Here is a 17,581-nt window from a genome sequence, read left to right as displayed (position 1 = left end):
CCAGTCCCTGCCCGATCATGGGACGGAGGTGAACCGATGACCGAAGTGCTTCTGCTGCTCGTTGCGGTACTGCTCTCCCTCGCCTGCGGCGCCTTCGTCGCGGCGGAGTTCTCGCTGACCACGGTCGAGCGCGGCCAGCTGGAAACGGCCGTCGAGCGGGGCGAGCGCGGCGCGGCCAGCGCCATGAAGGCCGTGCGCGGGCTCACCTTCCAGCTCTCCGGGGCGCAACTCGGCATCACCGTCACCAACCTGGTCGTCGGCATGCTCTCCGAGCCGTCCATCGCCAAGCTCATCCGCGGCCCGGTGGAGGCCGTCGGGCTGTCGCCGGGCGTCGCGTCGTCCGTGGCGCTCGTCATCGGTACGGCCCTGTCCACGGTGTTCCTGATGGTTGTCGGCGAGCTGGTCCCGAAGAACTGGGCCATCTCCTCGCCGCTGGCCGTGGCGAAGGCCGTCGCCACCCCGCAGCGGATCTTCACGGCCGTCTTCCGGCCCTTCATCAGCCACCTCAACAACACCGCCAACCACATCGTGCGCCGCTTCGGTCTGGAGCCCGCCGAGGAGCTGGCCTCGGCCCGCAGCCCGCAGGAGCTGGTCGCGCTCGCCCGGCACTCCGCCCGCGAGGGCGCGCTGGAGGCGGACACCGCGGAGCTGTTCGTCCGTACCCTCAATCTGCCGGAGCTGACCGCGGAGAACGTGATGACCCCGCGCGTCCAGGTCACCGCGCTGGAGGTCGGCGCGACCGCGGAGGACGTCGCCAACGCCACCCGGGCCACCGGCCTCTCCCGCTTCCCCGTCTACCGCAACAACCTCGACACCGTCGTCGGCGTCGCCCACATCAAGGACGTCCTGGCGATCCCCGCCGACGAGCGCCCCCGCAAGCGGGTGTCCGAGATGCTGCGCGAGCCGGTGCTCGTGCCCGAGACGCTGACCGTGGACCGGCTGCTGGACCGGCTGTCCGGCAAGCTCGCCATGGCCGTCGTCATCGACGAGTACGGCGGCACGGCGGGCGTCGTGACCCTTGAGGACATCGTCGAGGAGGTCGTCGGCGAGGTGCGCGACGAGCACGACCCGCACGAGACGCCGGACCTCGCGCCGGCCGGTGAGGACGCCGACGGGCGCGTCCTGTGGTCGGCGGACGGCGCCGCCCGCATGGATCAGCTGGAGCGGATCGGGCTGCGTGTGCCGGACGGCCCCTACGAGACCCTGGCCGGTCTGGTCGCCACGGAGGTCGGCCGCATCCCGGCCGTGGGCGACTCCATCGAACTGGCCGGCTGGCGGATCGACGTGGTGGACGCCTCCGGGCGCCGCGCCGCCCGCGCCCTGCTGCACGCCCCGGTGACCGGTTCCCACCAGCCGTCGGAGGACGAGCGATGACCGCCGTACAGCTCTTCATCGGTCTGCTGACGCTGGTCGTGAACGCGTTCTTCGTCGGTGCCGAGTTCGCCCTGATCTCGGTGCGCCGCAGCCAGATCGAACCGCAGGCCGAACAGGGCAACCGGCGGGCGCGCAGCGTCATCTGGGGCCTGGAACACGTCTCGGCGCTGCTCGCGGCGGCGCAGCTGGGCATCACGCTGTGCACCCTGGTCCTCGGCATCGTCGCCGAGCCGGCCATCGCGCATCTGCTGGAGCCCGTCTTCGACGCGGTGGGCGTGCCGCACGGGCTGGTCCATCCGATCTCGTTCGTGATCGCGCTGTCGGTGGCGACCTATCTGCACATGCTGCTGGGCGAGATGGTCCCGAAGAACATCGCGCTGGCCGAACCGGTGCGCTCCGCGCTGCTGCTGGGCCCCCCGCTGGTGGCGCTGGCCAGGGCGCTGCGTCCGGTGATCTTCACGATCAACGCCTTCGCCAACGGGCTGCTGAAGCTGTTGCGGGTGGAGACGAAGGACGAGGTGGCGGCGACGTTCTCGGACGACGAGCTGGCCCGTCTGGTGAAGGACGCCGGTGACGCCGGGCTGGTCGACGACCGGGCGGCGGAGCGGCTGCACCACGCCCTGGAGCTGGGCCGGCGGCCGGTACGCGACGTGGTGCTGCCGGTGGACCGGGTGATGTACATCCGGGTCGGCGCGACGCCGGAGGAGCTGGAGCGGCTGTCGTACGAGACGGGCTTCTCGCGCTTCCCGGTGATGGACGCCGAGCAGCGCATCCTCGGCTACCTCCATGTGAAGGACGCCCTGGACGTGACCCCGCGCGACATGCCGTTCCCGGTGTCCTCGATGCGGCCGATCGCCCGCGTCCGGGCGGCGACCCCGCTGGACGACGTACTGACGGCGCTGCGCCGCAGCCGTACGCACCTGGCGGCGGTGCTCGACGAGGACGACCGGCTGGCCGGCCTGGTCACGATGGAGGACGTCCTCCGGGAGCTGGTGGGGCGCCCGCAGAGCCGCTGACCGGGGGTGGCTCCGGGCCCCGTCCCGGAGCCACCGCTCGCCCGGCGGGGGCGTCCGGCACCGCGATACGATCGCAGCGCCATGGAATTCAATGCCTCCTACACCAGTCTCGTCGCGGTCGGCGACTCGTTCACCGAGGGCATGTCGGACCTGCTGCCCGACGGCTCGTACCGGGGCTGGGCCGATGTCCTCGCCGCCCGGCTGGCCGCCCGCACGCCCGGCTTCCGCTACGCCAACCTCGCGGTGCGCGGCAAGCTCATCGGCCAGATCGTGGACGAGCAGGTGGAGGCGGCGGCGGCCATGCGGGCCGATGTGGTGACCCTGGTCGGCGGTCTCAACGACACCCTGCGCCCCAAGTGCGACATGGGCATGGTGCGCGGCCGGCTGGAGGAGGCGGTGGAGCGGCTGGCGCCGTCGTGCGGGCGGCTGGTGCTGATGCGCAGCCCCGGCCGCAACGGCCCGGTGATGGAGCGCTTCCGGCCCCGCATGGAGAAGCTGTTCGCCCTGATCGACGAGCTGGCCGCCCGGCACGACGCGGTGGTCGTCGATCTGTACGGCGCCCCGGTGCTGGGCGACCCGCGCCTGTGGGACGTGGACCGGCTGCATCTGACCGCCGAGGGGCACCGCCGGGTGGCCGAGGCGGTCTGGCAGGCGCTGGGGCTGCCGGCCGAGAGCGACTGGCGGGCCCCGCTGCCCGCCGCCGTCCCGCCGCGCTGGGCCGCCCGGCGGGCGGCGGACGTGCGGTTCGCCCGGCAGCATCTGCTCCCCTGGATCGGCAGGCGGCTCACCGGGCGCTCCTCGGGCGACGGGCGGGCCGGGGCGCAGTTCAACGCCGAGCTGGGACGGGCCTTCTGGGTCACCCCGCAGGAGGACGGCCGGGAGGCCCCGGTCGGCGCGTGGCGGCGGGTGGAGAGCGACGGGCGGGACGCGGGCGACCGGCCGCGTTCGTAGCAACCCACAAACCGGACCGGTGCGCTGAGCTGCACGAACCGCCAGTAGAATCAGGACACGTGACTGCTGTGTCTGCGAAGCCTCGCATCCCCAATGTCCTGGCCGGCCGCTACGCCTCCACGGAGCTGGCCGTCCTCTGGTCCCCCGAGCAGAAGGTGAAGCTGGAACGCCGGCTGTGGCTGGCGGTGCTGCGCGCCCAGAAGGACCTCGGGATCGAGGTGCCCGACGCCGCTCTCGCCGACTACGAGCGCGTCCTCGACCAGGTCGACCTGGCCTCGATCGCCGAGCGCGAGAAGGTCACCCGGCACGACGTGAAGGCCCGGATCGAGGAGTTCAACGCCCTCGCCGGCCATGAGCACGTCCACAAGGGCATGACCTCGCGCGACCTCACCGAGAACGTCGAGCAGCTGCAGATCCGGCTCTCGCTGGAGCTGATGCGCGACCGGACCGTGGCCGTCCTGGCCCGTCTGGGCAAGCTGGCCGCCGAGTACCGCGAGCTGGTCGTCGCCGGCCGCTCGCACAACGTCGCCGCCCAGGCCACCACCCTCGGCAAGCGCTTCGCGACCGCGGCCGACGAGCTGCTGGTGGCGTACGGCCGCCTGGAGGACCTGCTGGGCCGCTACCCGCTGCGCGGCATCAAGGGCCCCGTCGGCACGGCGCAGGACATGCTCGACCTGCTCGGCGGGGACGCCGGGAAGCTGGCCGAGCTGGAGGAGCGCATCGCCGCCCACCTCGGCTTCGGGCACGCCTTCACGTCGGTCGGCCAGGTCTACCCCCGCTCGCTCGACTACGACGTGGTGACGGCGCTGGTCCAGCTGGCCGCGGCGCCCTCCTCGGTGGCGAAGACGATCCGGCTGATGGCCGGGCACGAGCTGGTGACCGAGGGCTTCAAGCCGGGCCAGGTCGGCTCCTCGGCGATGCCGCACAAGATGAACACCCGCTCCTGCGAGCGCGTCAACGGCCTGATGGTCATCCTGCGCGGCTACGCCTCGATGACCGGCGAGCTGGCCGGCGACCAGTGGAACGAGGGCGACGTCTCCTGCTCCGTGGTCCGCCGGGTGGCCCTGCCGGACGCGTTCTTCGCGTTCGACGGGCTGGTCGAGACGTTCCTGACGGTGCTGGACGAGTTCGGCGCGTTCCCGGCCGTGGTGGCCCGCGAGCTGGACCGCTACCTCCCGTTCCTCGCCACGACCAAGGTCCTGATGGGCGCGGTCCGCGCGGGCGTCGGCCGCGAGGTCGCCCACGAGGCCATCAAGGAGAACGCCGTCGCCTCCGCCCTGGCCATGCGCGAGCAGGGCACGGAGCGCAACGAGCTGCTGGACAAGCTCGCCGCCGACGGGCGCATCCCGCTGGACCGCGCCCAGCTGGACGAGCTGATGGCCGACAAGCTGTCCTTCACCGGCGCCGCGGGCGACCAGGTCACCGCGCTGGTGGCCCGGATCGAGAAGATCACCGGGCAGCACCCCGAGGCGGCCGGCTACACGCCGGGCTCCATCCTCTGACGGCACCGGCCACCGCTGCCGACGGATGACCCCCGAAGAGCTCCGGGCCGCCCGCGACCGCGTCGTCCCCGACGTGGTCGCGGGCGGCCTGCGCGTGCTGTTCTGCGGCATCAACCCGAGCCTGACGACGGCCGCCACGGGGCACCACTTCGCGTTCCCCGGCAACCGCTTCTGGCCCGTGCTCCATCTGTCGGGCTTCACACCGCGCCGGCTGCTCCCCGCCGAGCAGGCCGAACTGCTCGACCACGGCCTCGGCATCACCAACGTCGTCGCCAGGGCCACCGCGCGGGCCGACGAGCTGTCCGCCGAGGAGTTCCGGGAGGGCGGCCGGATTCTCACCGCCAAGGTGGAGCGGCTGCGCCCGCGCTGGCTGGCCGTCGTGGGCGTCACCGCGTACCGCACGGCGTTCGGCGACCGCCGGGCCCGCATCGGCCCCCAGGAGCGGACGATCGGCGGGGCCCGGGTCTGGGCGCTGCCCAACCCCAGCGGCCTCAACGCCCACTGGACCGCGCACACCATGGCCGAGGAGTACGGCCGGCTGCGCGCCGCCGTGGAGGACGGCCACGCCTAGGGCGCGTTGCCGCCCTTCAGGGCGGGTCCGTCTCCGTCACCACGACGCTCAGCTCGCAGCCGGAGCCGCCCTCCTCCAGACAGAGCGCCAGGGCTATCCAGCGCTCCCCGACCTGCCACAGGCGCAGGAACTCGCAGCCCGCGACGACGTCCGCCCAGGGCTCGGGTATCTCCTCACCGGACACCATCCGCTCCCGGGCGCCGAACAGGCTCACCAGCATCGGTTCGCCCCAGCGGCTTCCGAGCAGCGTCACCAGCGCCTCGTGGTCCGCGACGCACTGGGCGCGGTGCTCCAGCCGGTCCGCCTCGTCGTCGTCCCGGCCTTCGCCCCAGGCGTCCTCCGGGTGGAGGTAGGCCATGTGGTAGCCCGGACCGCTGACCCCTGAACCCGCCCGGACCCGCTCCACGGGGAACGCACGGGCGCGCATCCCGTCGATGAGCCGGAGGTGATGTGCGGTGGTCATGCCGTCAGTAAACCGTCCCGCACTGACAATCGACGCCCCGCTCCGCACTTTGAGACGATTTCAGCCATCTCGTTCCCGGCCTGCGACCGCCAGTTGACCCGTCGCCCCTCGCCGTCCGGCGCCAACTGGCGGACCCGCTCGGGCAGATGCCGCCGACCGGTGGTTCCGGGGCCGCGAGCGCCGGTAACGACCGGTCGAGACCTTTGGATACAGGTTCGCATCCTGCGGTCGCCCTCCCCCTGAGCAGCGAGTACCATCCGCCTGACATGCGCACTAGCTGGGAGGACACACCGTGGGCCGGCTGACCGGTGGGGACCCGTCGCTGCTGCGACGGATCAATTCCGCGGTGGTACTGCATGCCCTCCGGGGCGCGTCCTCCTCGACGCTCACGGACCTGGCACGGCTCACGGGCCTGTCCCGGCCGACGGTCGAGGGTGTCATGGAAGGGCTTTTCGAGGCGGGTCTGGTCGTCGAGTCCGCCCCGGACGGGGCCGAAACCCGCCGCCAGGGCCGTCCGGCCCGCCGTTTCCGGTTCCGGGCCGAGGCCGGGTACCTGCTGGGCATCGAGATCGGCCCGCACCGCGTGTCCGCGCTGCTGTCGGGCCTGGACGGCCGGATCATCGGCGCCGGCTCCCGCGAGGTGTCGGAGACCGCGGACGCCGACGACCGCCTGGAGCGGGTCCGGGCCGTGGTCGCCGACGTGCTGCGCCGTACGGGCGTGGTGCGCAGCAGCCTGCGGGCCGTGGGCGTGGGCAGTCCGGGGATCGTGGAGGCCGACGGGACGGTACGGCTGGGCACCGCGCTGCCGGGCTGGACGGGCCTGCCGCTGGGCGAGCGCCTGGGGCGCTCCTTCCGCTGCCCGGTCCTCGTGGAGAACGACGCCAACGCCGCCGCCGTCGCCGAGCACTGGAAGGGCGCGGCGATCGAGTCCGACGACATCGTGTTCGTGCTGGCCGGGCTGAGTCCGGGGGCGGGCTCGCTGATCGGCGGCCGGCTGCACCGGGGGTTCGGCGGCGCGGCCGGGGAGATCGGCGCGCTGCACCTGCTGGGCCGCGATGTGACGCCGGAGCATCTGCTCTCCACGACGGACACCCCGCTGGACCCGCTGGACGAGCACGCGGTCGCCGCCGTCTTCGCGAAGGCCCGGCACGGCGACGAGCTGGCGCAGGCGGCGGTGCAGCGGTTCATCCAGCGCCTGGTGCACGACGTGGCGGCGCTGGTCCTCGCGCTCGACCCGGAGCTGGTGGTGGTCGGGGGCTGGGCGGCCGGTCTGGACGGCGTACTGGACCCCCTGCGCAGCGAACTGGCCCGGTACTGCCTGCGGCCCCCCAGGGTGGCCCTGTCGCTGCTCGGAGAGGCCGCCGTGGCGACCGGCGCGCTGCGGCTCGCGCTGGACCACGTGGAGGAGGAGCTGTTCGCGATCGAGGGAACGGTGACGGCCCGCCGCTGAACGCGACGGGCCGTGGGGTGCGGTTCGGGGCCGTACGGGCGGTGCGCCCGCCGCGGGCCCCGGTTCAGGATGCCTGGCGCTCCTCGGCGGGGTGGCTGATCTCCAGGTCGCCCGAGTCCCCGAAGGTGAGCCGGCAGGTGTCGGCCCGGTACGTGGCGACGGAGACGGCCGCGGTGCCGCCGGCGGCGAGGTAGCGCGTGGTCACCACGAGGACGGGGGCGCCGGGGAGGCGGTCCAGCTCCCTGGCGTCGTCGGCGCGGGCGGAGCCCAGCTCGACGGACCGGTCCTGGCCGTCGAGGGCGAGCCGGTGCAGTTCGCGGACGACGTTGCGGGCGCGGGCGGCGCCGGAGGGCGCGTCTATGCCGGACAGCTCGGGCACCGACGAGGCCGGTACGTAGAGCAGTTCGGCGGCGACCACTTGGCCGTGGCTGGTACGGATGCGGCGCACGACGTGCAGCGGCTCCTCGCCGCCCACGTTGAGCGTCGCGGCCACGGCGGCGGGTCCGGGAGCGCTCTCGCAGTCGACCGGCTGCCATGCCTCGCCGGTGCCGCCCTCGCTCCAGTCGTGGCGGGCGGTGGAGACGGCCACGCCGACGCGCGGCGGGGCGACGGTGGTTCCGACGCCCCGGCGGCGCTGGAGCCGGCCTTCGAGTTCGAGCTGCTCCAGGGCCTGGCGGAGCGTCGCCCGCGCGACGCCGAACCGGGCGGCGAGCTCGCGCTCGTTGGGAAGGATCTCCCCCACGGAGAAGTCCGAGTCGAGTGCCTCACCGAGCACGGTCTTCAGATGCCAGTACTTCGGCTCCTGCACCGTTTCCAGCTGCGTGGTCCCCACCCTGTCCTCCGCAATCGCCCGGCGGCTATTCCGCGACGTTATTTATTAAAGGTCCCTGTCTTAACGTTGAGACCTTAAGACGGTGCTTCCCCTTGGTCAAGACCAATCCTGCGCCCCGAAAGCTGTGAATCGGTGCTCCGCAGTACAGCGTTCACAGGACGTTCGCGGTCCGGGCGGCCGCGCGCAGCACAAAACCCCACGTCGGAGGGGTGACGTGGGGCTGTGGAACAATTTCTACCGGACTCGCCCGAATCAGCCATACCGGCCGAAAGTAGCCTGGCTGCCGAGCGGCCAGCCGACTTTTGCGAACGTCCTGAACCGATCGCTACGGAGCGGTGGTTGCGACGGGCTCGCGATCCGGCCGCCGCCCGTCGGCGACGTCCCCCGCCCCGGCGGCCGGGGGCACCGCGCCGCGCCGTCCGAGCACACCCGACCCGATCGCCACGCCGAGGCCGACGAGGCAGGAGCCGGCCGCCTGTCCGAGACCGTACGAGCCGGTGCCGACCAGCGGGGCGGTGAGCGCGGCGGAGACCGGGATGAGCCCGGAGAACAGGGTGGCCCGCTCGGCGCCGATGCGCTGGACGCCCATGTACCAGCAGACGAAGCCGATGACGGTCACGACGGCCGCCTGCCACAGCAGCGCGAGCGTCTCCGCGCCGGTGGGCACCCGCAGGAAGCCGGAGCCGTCCAGCACCAGTCCGAGCACCGCCGACTCGGCCGCCGCGATCACGCACACCGCGGCGGACAGCAGCTTGGGACCCAGCGGGCGCAGCACCGGTACGGCGAGGACGGCGAAGCCCACCTCGCCCGCCAGGGCGCCGACCGAGCAGAGGATTCCGGCCAGGTCGGTGCGGCCCCAGCCCTGGACCGTGAAGGCGCCCGCGGCGACCAGGGCGGCGGCGTACAGCACGGGGCGGGCGGGCCGGCGTCCGTCGAGCAGGGGGACGAGCACCGCGACGACGATCGGCGCGCAGCCCACGAAGACGCCCGGAACGGCGGGCTCCGCGGAGCGTTCGGCGGTCAGGACCGCGAGGTTGAAGCCGACCATGCCGATGGCGGCGAGCAGCGCGAGCCGCCCCCACTGGCGCCCGGTGAGCAGGCGCAGGGTGGCGAGGGGGCGCGGTTCGCCGACCCGGCCGACCAGGGGCAGCAGGAGCAGCGCCGCCAGGCCGTAGCGCAGTGCCTGGCCGCCCGCGTAGGGGTAGTCGCCGAGGACGCTGTTGGCGGTGAAGGAGGCGCCGACGAGGACGCAGGCGAAGGCGGCCGGGAGGGCGCCGCGCAGGGAGGTCGCGTTCATGACTCCGACGTTAGGGAGCGCGGTGGTTCGGTTTAAGGTCCACTTCCATGACAGCTTCGGGGACCAATCCGCCGTCCGTGTCCGCCGCTTGGGAGTTGCTGCTGCCGGTGGCGTCGGCTCCGGCGCGCGGCCGGGGCCGGGCGCTGCGGTCGGCGCTGCGCGAGGCGGTGCGCTCGGGCCGGCTGGCGCCGGGGACGCGGCTGCCGTCCAGCCGTGAGCTGGCCGCCGACCTGGGCGTCTCGCGCGGTCTGGTGACGGAGGCGTACGAGCAGCTGACGGCCGAGAGCTATCTGCGCAGCGGGCGGGGCGCGGGGACCTGGGTGAGCGGGTCGGCGCGGGCGGCCGCGGGCGGTGCGCGGGACCTGGCGCCGCGCGCCCGCACCGTGCGCGTCGACTTCCGGCCGGGTACGCCCGATCTCTCGCTGTTCCCGCGCAGCGCCTGGGCCGCCGCCCACCGTTCGGCGCTGGCCCGGCTGCCGCACGGCGCCCTCGGCTACCCGGACCCGCGCGGGCTGCCGGAGCTGCGGGAGGCGCTGGCCGCGCTGCTGACGCGGCGGCGCGGGGTGGTGGCCGATCCCGAACGGCTGCTGGTGTGTTCGGGGGTGGCGCAGGCGACGACGCTCCTCGGGTTCGTGCTGCACGGGCGCGGGGTTCGCACGGTGGGCGTCGAGGACCCCGGCAGTCCGGAGCACACGGCGCTCTTCGCCTCGGCGGGCGTGGCGACGGCCCCGGTCCCGCTCGACGACGAGGGTCTGGCGATGGAGGCGCTGGCGCGCTCCGGGGTGCGGGCCGTGGTGACGACCCCGGCGCATCAGTTCCCGACCGGGGTGGCCTACTCCGCGGCGCGGCGCAGCCGGCTCCTGGAGTGGGCGCGGGAGACGGACGGGCTGGTGGTCGAGGACGACTACGACGGCGACTTCCGCTACGACCGCGCCCCGGTGGGCGCCCTGCAGGGCCTCGATCCGGAACACGTCGCCTACACCGGTTCGGTGAGCAAGTCCCTGGCGCCCGGTCTGCGGCTCGGCTGGCTGATCGCGCCGGCCTCGATGACCGCCGAACTGGTGGACCGCAAGCGGACGATGGACCTGGGCAATCCGGCCCTCGACCAGGCGGTGCTCGCCGACTTCGTGACCGGCGGGGGCTACGACCGCCAGCTGAGGCGCTGTCAGCGCGCGTACCGCGAGCGCCGGGACGTGCTGACGCGGGCGCTGGCCGCGCACTTCCCCGGCTCGGAGGTGAGCGGGGTCGCGGCGGGCCTGCACGCCATCGCGCGGCTGCCCGAACGCTGGGGTCCCGAGGAGGAGTTCGCGGAGCGCGCGGCCGGGGCCGGGATCGCGGTGCGGCTGCTGCGCACATACGGAACGGACGGGTCCGGGGACGGCTGCGTGCGGCTGGTCCTCGGTTACGCGCACCTGGCGCCGGCGGACATCGTCCGTGGTGTGCGGGCGCTCGCCGAATGCGGCCCGAAGCCCCTGTGACCTGCGGCGGGGGCCGATTGTCAGTGGCGGGATCTACGGTTTTTCCCATGACCCGAACCGTGCAGGCCCTGGCCTATTCACGTCCCTCCGCCCTGGCGTCCTCCCAGGCCGGACAGTTGCTCGGCCTGGAGACGGCCGGCGGCTCCACCCCGCGTGGCCTGGAGCCCCATCCCCGGTTCTTCGAGGGCTTCCTGGCCTCGCCGCAGATAGCGGCGCGGGGGCTGCTCGCCGTGGCGGACGTCGCCGCCGCCCGCTACTACCAGCGGACGCTGCTGTCGTCGCTGGACCCGGTGGTGACGGGCAACGGGGACCGGCTGCGCTTCGAGTCGTTCTCCGGGTGCTGCGGGGTGTACGCGCGGCTGGACGTGCTGAGCGAGGGTCTGGAGGGCGCCCGGACGGACCACGGCACCACCAATGTGGATGTGAACAATCCGCTGCGGGAGGCGCTGTCCCGGATGGGTGGCGACGAGCCGCTGCATCTGCGGGTGGGTCCGCAGGAGATGGCGGTCACCACGACGGCCGGATCGGTGGTGGAGAAGAAGGTGCCGCTGCCGGACCGCTGGCTGCGGGGTTTCGCCGAGGCGCAGGTGGTCTCCGCCACCTTCGATCTGCGGGCCGAGCTCTCGGCGACCGAGGCCGTCCGGTTCCTGAGATCGCTGCCCCGGTCCTCGGGGAACGCCTCGCGGGGTGCGCAGTGGGTGGTGCCGGCCGGGCGGACGCTGCGGCCGACGACCCGTCCGGTGTCCGGCGCGGTGTGTCTTCCGGGCCCGCAGCGGCTGGCCACCTTGCAGCGGGTCCTGCGGTACGCGTCGGCGCTGCGGGTGTACGGGCCGGTGGCGGACGGCGCGGCGACGGCGAGCGCGTGGGAGGTGGTGCTGCCGGGCATGCGGCTCACGCTGACGCTGTCGCCGGACGCCTCGCGGGGGTTCTCCGGTGAGGGAGGGGTGCTGGAGGCGCTCGCCACGGACGACGCGGCGGCCGACGCCGAGCTGATCTCGGTGCTGCTGGCGTGGGAGCCGCGCATCGAGCCGGATGTGCTGGCCGAGCAGTCGGGCCTTCCGGCGGAGCGGGTGCGGGCCGCGCTGGTCCGGCTGGGTACGGCGGGCCGGGTGGGGTATGACCTGGCGGACGCCGCGTACTTCCACCGTGAGCTGCCGTACGACGCGGACCGGGCCGAGCGGCACAATCCGCGGCTGGTGGCGGCGCGCCGGCTGGCCCGGGAGGGCGCGGTGGAGCTGGACGGCGAGGTGGCGGCGGTGCGCTCGGGCGACCGGCGCTACCAGGTCCGTGAACGGGCGGGGGCGCTGAGCTGCACCTGCCAGTGGTGGGCGGACTACCGGGGCCGCCGGGGGCCGTGCAAGCACGCCCTGGCCGTCCGGATGGTCCGGCGTGGTGCGACGGTCGCCGGGGGTGTCCGATGAGCACGCTGCTCGACGCGGTGCGCGAGGGCCGCCTGGACGACGTCCCGGCGCTGGTGGCCCGGCTCGACCGGCGCGAACGCAAGGCGGCGCTGGACGAGTTGAAGGAGCTGCGCAAGGAGGCTCGGGGGTGGGCGTGGGACGCGCGCACCCGTGTCCGCAAGGCGGTCGTGGTGGCCGGTGCGGGCTGCCACACCGGGGCGGCGGGCTGCGCGACCTGGCTCGGCGCCCGGGAGATGCGCGACTGGACGCACTCGCCGTACCCGTGGGTGCTCCAGGTCCTCGCCGACCGGGACCCGGCGTGGCTGGCCGATCTCGCCGGACGGCTGGCCGCGCGCGCTGTGGAGACCGAGGCCGAGTACCGGCTGGTCGTGGAGCTGGCCCGCCGGGCGGAGTGCCCGTTGCCGGTCACGGACGGCATGGTGCAGATGTGGGCCGAGCTGGTCAGCGGCTCCCGCTGGCAGTGGAAGCGCCGTGTGCCGCTGGTGGAGGTCCTGCGGAAGGAGGACGACCTGCGGGGCCTGGTCGCGCATCTGCTGACGATGCCGGAACTGCCGTCGTCGGTGGCGTGGGTGGACAGCGCCTCCCCCGGCGACTACTGGCCGGCCGCGCTGGGCACGCTGGCGGCGGAGGGTCGGCTCGACCGGGGCGCCCTGCTCGACGCGTGCGTCGCTCGGCTGCTGCGCGGCGGCGGGAAGCCCACGGATCTGCGCTTCTGTCTGCTGGTGGTGCGCGGTCTCGAACCCACCCCCGAGGAGGAGGCGGCGCGGGTCGCCGACTGGACGGCGCTGGCGGCGGACGGTCCCTCGACGGTGGCCGGTCACGCCCAGGAGGTGCTGGGCCGGCTGCACGCGCAGGGCGCGCTGTCCGTGCGGCAGCTGGCCGAGGTGTCCGGAGCGGTGCTCTTCCGCACCGAGAAGAAGCTGGTGCGCGCCCAGCTGATCCAGCTGGGCAAGGTGCTGCGCCGCGAGGCCTCGGCGGCGGACGAGCTGCTGCCGGTGATCGCCGACGCCTTCGGACATCCGGACACCGACGCGCAGGAGCGCGCGCTCAAGCTGGTGGCCCGCGTGCTGCCCGCCGCGTCGCCGGAGGTCCGGGAGGAGGTGGCGGGGATGGCCGCGCAGCTGGCGCCCGTGCACCGGCAGGCGGCGCTCGCCGTCTTCGGGGACCTGCTGGAGGACGAACCGGCGGTGCCGTACGAGGAGATCCTGCCGCCGCCGCCCGTCCCGCGCCCCCTCGGCCCGCCGCACGGCTCGGTCGCCGAGCTGGCCGAGGAGGTGACGGCCGTTCTGATCAGCCCGGACCAGGAGGACATCACCGCGTTCGAGCGGGCCCTGGACGGCCTCGTCCGGTACGCCCACCAGGGGACGCGGGAGCTGGTCGAGGCCCTGGAGCCCGCGCTCGCCGGACTGTGGTGGGCCACCACCCCCAAGGGGGAGGTCGAGTGGCGGATGTCCCGCGACGGCGGCAGCCTGCACACCGTCGCGGCGTCCCTGCTCGACCGGTTCCCCATGAAGGTCGTGCACGATGCGCGCGCCCACCGGAGCGGGACGGCCAAGTGCTGCCACGAAGCGCTCAACGGCATCATGTCGGCCCGGATGTGGGAGGCGGCCGCCGAGCTGCGGTCGGGCCGGCTGCCGTATCTGCTGGCCACCCCGACCTGGCACACCGGGTCCATCGACGCGGCGGAACTGGTCGAGCGGCTGCGCGGCTACCGGGCGCTGGGGGTCCGGGCCGCCCCGGTGGACTTCGCCCAGGCGCTCCTGCGGGTGCGGCGCGCGGACGCGGAGGAGGCCGCGCGCGGGGCGGACGAGCTGGGCACCGAGGAGGGCGACCGGCTGGCGGCCTGGCTCCGGGCGGACGAGCCGGTGGCGTCCGTGGTGCCCCGCCATGTGGACACGGACGTCCAGGTCGGCCGCGACTGGCTGCGGCAGACGGTGATCAGGGCGCGCCGCGCGCTGCTCGCCACCAGGGACAACCCGCTCGTCCGGCAGAAGTTCCCGCCGGCGTTCCACTGGCTCGGGAGCGCGCACTCCCCGCGCGACAAGGACTGCTACTGCTGGGTCGCGGAGTCCCCGCACTGGGTCGCCACCCTGCCGGAGGACGGCGAGAGCCTCGCGGCCTGGCTGCTGCCCTCCGTCGCGGCGTGCGTCCAGGAGGACCGGGGCCACACCTGGCTGCTGCCCACGCTCGCCGAGACCGGCGGTCCGGCGGCCGACGCGATCCATCTCGCCGTGGCGTACGGGCTCGGCGCCCGGCAGGCGGAGGACCGGCTCTCGACGGTGGACGCCCTGCTGGTGCTGGCGGGGCGGGGGCAGCTGGACGCCGGGCTGCTCGGCCGTGAGCTGGCCGTGCTGATCGAGCAGGAGTCGGTGAAGCCGAACCGGCTGGCGGACGCGGTCCGGACGGCGGCGGAGACCGGGGCGTACGGGACGGTGCTGTCCGTGCTGGTGCCGGTGCTGCCCGCGCTGCTGGGCCGGGAGCGGGCGCCCCGGGGGCTGAGCGATCTGCTCGCGGTGGCGGCCGAGTGCGCGGAGCGCTCCGGACCGCCGGCCACCGGCGCCGTACCGGGTGTGGCCGCGACGGCCGCGCGCGGTGGCACGACGCAGCTGGTGCGGCAGGCGATACGTCTGGAGGCCGCGTGCCGGGCGGCGGAAGGTCTGCCGCTCGGTTAACCCACCGGTCACAGAGCGTTGGTGATGAGGCAACACGTCACGGTCACAGTGGGTTCATGACCGATACGACGTCCGCGAAGAACGCCCGCCGCCGGGGGCCGACCGTGACGGCCGTGTTCCGCGCCTGGTGGGCCAGGCGCGTCGGCTACGGCCACGCCCCGCCGCCGTCACCGCCCCCGGGGGCCGCGTCCGCCGGCCCGGACACGGACCCGGGGGGCCAGGACATGAGCCCCGGGGAGACCGTGCTGTGGCGGATGCGGACCACCGTGCGGGACGCTCCGGGCAGTCTGGCCGCCCTGTGCACGGTGCTGGCGGGCCACGGGATCGACATCCTCGCGCTCCAGACGCATCCGCTGGCGCGGGGCACCGTGGACGAGTTCCTGCTGCGGGTGCCCGCCTCGCTGCCGGCCCGGGAGCTGAGCCGGGCGGTGGCCGCCGCCGGGGGCACCTCCACCTGGACCGAACGGGCCGACGCCCACGATCTGGTGGACGCCCCGACCCGGGTGCTCGGCCTCGCCACCCGTACCGCCCTGGACGGCGCCGAACTTCCCCTGGCGCTGCGCCAGTTGCTCGGCCGCTGCTCGATCCGCTCGCTGCCCGCCGTATCGGTGACCGGACGCGCCACCGGGCAGTCCGCGCCGGTCGAAGGGGTGCTGGAGGAGACGGTGATGCGGCTGCGCGACCCCTCGGGCGGGGTGATCACGGTGGAGCGGCCCGCTCTCCCGTTCACACCGACCGAGTTCGCGCGGGCCCGTGCGCTGGTGGAGCTGGACGCGCGGCTCGGGCCCCGGACACCTCGCGGCCGGCAGGTGCTCACCCTGCCGGAGGGCAACGAGATCACCGTGCGCCGGGCGGACCGTGCCGACCTCGACGCGGCCGCGGCGATGCACGGGCGCTGCTCCGAGCAGACCCTGCGGCGGCGCTACCACGGCCCGGTCCGGGACGCGGACCGCTATCTGGACCATCTGCTGAACCCGCGCTTCGGCCGCACCCTGGCGGCGCGGACGGCGTCGGGGCGGCTGGTCGCCCTCGGGCATCTGCTGTGGGACGGCGACGAGACCGAGGTGGCGCTGCTCGTGGAGGACGCGTGGCAGCGGCGCGGCATCGGCTCCGAGCTGCTGGCCCGGCTCGTGGCGATGGCGGCCGAGGACGGCTGCGAGAGCGTCTACGCCGTGACGCAGGCGTCGAACACCGGCATGGTCGCCGCCATGCGCGCGCTCTCGCTGCCGCTCGACTACCAGCTGGAGGAGGGCACCCTGGTGATCACCGCGCGCCCGTCCCCGGCCCCGGCGCGCTCCCTGCCGCCGCTGCCGTACGAGCAGGCCGAGCGCTGACGGCGGGGCGGGCGGCGTCCGCGCCGTCCAGGGCCCGGTCGAGGTCGGCCCAGAGGTCGTCGGCGTCCTCCAGGCCGACCGACATGCGCAGCAGCCGGTCGCCGACGCCGGCGGCGTGCCGGTCGCCCTCCGCCACGATGCGGTGGCTGATGGAGGCCGGGTGCTGGATGAGGGTGTCCACGCTGCCGAGGCTGACGGCCGGCGTGATCAGCCGTACCCCGGCGATGACCCGGTGCGGGTCGCCGGCGACCTCGAAGGAGACCATCGCGCCGCCGATCTTCGGGTAGTGGACGCGTTCGATCCGCGGGTCGGCGGTGAGCCTGCGGGCCAGTTCGGCGGCGGTCGCGGACGCGGCCCGGACCCGTACCGGCAGGGTGGACAGGCCGCGCAGCAGCAGATAGCCGGCCATCGGGTGCAGCACGCCGCCGGTGGCGAACCGGACCCGGCGCAGCACCGCGGCGAACTCCTCGTCGCAGGCGACGACCCCGCCCATCACGTCGCCGTGGCCGCCCAGGTACTTCGTGGCGCTGTGCAGCACGATCCGCGCGCCGTGCTCGACGGGGCGCTGGAGGACGGGGGTGGCGAAGGTGTTGTCGACCAGCAGCGGGACCGCGCCGCAGGAGTGGGCGACGGCCCGGATGTCCACCTCGGCGAGCGTCGGGTTGGCGGGGGTCTCCACGATGACCAGGGCGGTGTCGGGCCGGATGGCCTCGGCGATGCCGGCCGGGTCCGTCCAGGTCACCTCGGTGCCGAGGAGCCCGGCGCCCAGCAGATGGTCGCTGCATCCGTACAGCGGGCGGACGGCCACCACATGGCGCAGTCCCTCGCCGGCGCGGGCCAGCAGGACGGCGGTGAGCGCGGCCATGCCGCTGGCGAACGACACCGCGCTCTCGGTGCCCTCCAGGCGGGCCAGGGCCGTTTCGAAGCGGGCGTTCGTCGGGTTGTCGAGCCGGGCGTAGACGGGCGGGCCGTCCGGGCGGGCCCCGGTGGTGGCGAAGGCGTCGATCCGCTCGGCCTCGGCGCGGGAGTCGTACGAGGGGTAGGTGGTCGACAGGTCGATCGGTGCGGCGTGCAGGCCGCCGGCCGCGAGGTCGTCGCGTCCGGCGTGCACGGCTTCGGTGGCGAGGGCCCTGGACGGGGTTGTCGTCGCGGGCTGCGGCACGGAGTCGGTGTCCATGCCCGCACTCTGAACGCTGACCGGGTCAAGGGGCCGAATCCCC

14 protein-coding genes are annotated in these 17,581 nt (G+C 74.4%); 10 read left to right on the top strand and 4 right to left on the bottom strand.

All coding sequences use genetic code 11. The features are described from left to right. Window positions 1-36: 36 nt before the first annotated feature. The 5 genes from DNK56_RS15535 (at window position 37) to mug (ending at window position 5,414) form a co-directional block, all read left to right on the top strand. Entirely contained in the window at window positions 37-1,374 is a 1,338-nt protein-coding gene (locus DNK56_RS15535) for a hemolysin family protein (RefSeq protein ID WP_111334405.1), read from the top strand. Further along, the gene (locus tag DNK56_RS15530; protein ID WP_111334403.1) at window positions 1,371-2,390 is read left to right on the top strand and encodes a hemolysin family protein; all 1,020 of its coding nucleotides are present in this window, start codon (window positions 1,371-1,373) and stop codon (window positions 2,388-2,390) included. Before DNK56_RS15535 ends, DNK56_RS15530 begins: the two co-directional genes overlap by 4 nt. Before the next feature lie 81 nt (window positions 2,391-2,471). Then, window positions 2,472-3,341, top strand: a complete 870-nt coding sequence (locus DNK56_RS15525; protein WP_111334401.1) for an SGNH/GDSL hydrolase family protein — start codon at window positions 2,472-2,474, stop codon at window positions 3,339-3,341. Window positions 3,342-3,400: 59 nt separating this feature from the next. After that, window positions 3,401-4,843, top strand: a complete 1,443-nt coding sequence (purB, locus tag DNK56_RS15520) for an adenylosuccinate lyase (protein ID WP_199563746.1) — start codon at window positions 3,401-3,403, stop codon at window positions 4,841-4,843. 25 nt (window positions 4,844-4,868) lie between these two features. Beyond that, entirely contained in the window at window positions 4,869-5,414 is a 546-nt protein-coding gene (mug, locus tag DNK56_RS15515) for a G/U mismatch-specific DNA glycosylase (protein ID WP_111334397.1), read from the top strand. A gap of 16 nt (window positions 5,415-5,430) precedes the next feature. On the opposite strand, the gene DNK56_RS15510 is transcribed toward mug, so the two are convergent. After that, entirely contained in the window at window positions 5,431-5,877 is a 447-nt protein-coding gene (locus tag DNK56_RS15510; protein WP_111334395.1) for a hypothetical protein, read from the bottom strand. A 292-nt stretch (window positions 5,878-6,169) separates the two neighbouring features. On the opposite strand from DNK56_RS15510, the gene DNK56_RS15505 reads away from it, so the two are divergent. After that, on the top strand, window positions 6,170-7,327 hold the full coding sequence (locus tag DNK56_RS15505; protein ID WP_111334393.1) for an ROK family protein: 1,158 nt from the start codon (window positions 6,170-6,172) through the stop codon (window positions 7,325-7,327). A 64-nt stretch (window positions 7,328-7,391) separates the two neighbouring features. Here the strand turns inward: DNK56_RS15505 and DNK56_RS15500 are convergent, their stop codons facing one another. Together DNK56_RS15500 and DNK56_RS15495 are read right to left on the bottom strand one after the other, a co-directional pair. Further along, a complete protein-coding gene (locus DNK56_RS15500) occupies window positions 7,392-8,159 on the bottom strand; it encodes a GntR family transcriptional regulator (protein WP_111334391.1) in 768 nt (255 codons plus the stop codon). 325 nt (window positions 8,160-8,484) lie between these two features. Then, window positions 8,485-9,456: a DMT family transporter gene (locus DNK56_RS15495; protein ID WP_241989884.1), complete on the bottom strand. Its 972-nt coding sequence runs from the start codon at window positions 9,454-9,456 to the stop codon at window positions 8,485-8,487. Window positions 9,457-9,503: 47 nt separating this feature from the next. Between DNK56_RS15495 and pdxR the strand changes: the two genes are divergently transcribed. From pdxR to DNK56_RS15475, 4 genes are read left to right on the top strand one after another with little or no spacing between them, the layout of a single operon-like run. Further along, a complete protein-coding gene (gene pdxR / locus DNK56_RS15490; protein ID WP_199563747.1) occupies window positions 9,504-10,934 on the top strand; it encodes a MocR-like pyridoxine biosynthesis transcription factor PdxR in 1,431 nt (476 codons plus the stop codon). A gap of 47 nt (window positions 10,935-10,981) precedes the next feature. Beyond that, the gene (locus DNK56_RS15485; RefSeq protein ID WP_199563748.1) at window positions 10,982-12,355 is read left to right on the top strand and encodes an SWIM zinc finger family protein; all 1,374 of its coding nucleotides are present in this window, start codon (window positions 10,982-10,984) and stop codon (window positions 12,353-12,355) included. Beyond that, window positions 12,352-15,027 carry a DUF7824 domain-containing protein gene (locus DNK56_RS15480; RefSeq protein WP_111334387.1) on the top strand — a complete coding sequence of 892 codons (2,676 nt, stop codon included), beginning with the start codon at window positions 12,352-12,354 and terminating at the stop codon, window positions 15,025-15,027. The genes DNK56_RS15485 and DNK56_RS15480 overlap by 4 nt, the downstream gene beginning before the upstream one ends. 56 nt (window positions 15,028-15,083) lie before the next feature. Beyond that, the gene (locus tag DNK56_RS15475; protein ID WP_111334385.1) at window positions 15,084-16,361 is read left to right on the top strand and encodes a GNAT family N-acetyltransferase; all 1,278 of its coding nucleotides are present in this window, start codon (window positions 15,084-15,086) and stop codon (window positions 16,359-16,361) included. On the opposite strand, the gene DNK56_RS15470 is transcribed toward DNK56_RS15475, so the two are convergent. Next, window positions 16,291-17,538, bottom strand: a complete 1,248-nt coding sequence (locus tag DNK56_RS15470) for a trans-sulfuration enzyme family protein (protein ID WP_111334383.1) — start codon at window positions 17,536-17,538, stop codon at window positions 16,291-16,293. The genes DNK56_RS15475 and DNK56_RS15470 overlap by 71 nt on opposite strands. Window positions 17,539-17,581: the final 43 nt, after the last annotated feature.

Origin of the sequence: Streptomyces sp. AC1-42W (assembly GCF_003248355.1) — a bacterium.
Taxonomy (GTDB): domain Bacteria; phylum Actinomycetota; class Actinomycetes; order Streptomycetales; family Streptomycetaceae; genus Streptomyces.
This window is presented reverse-complemented; position numbering and strand designations above follow the sequence as displayed.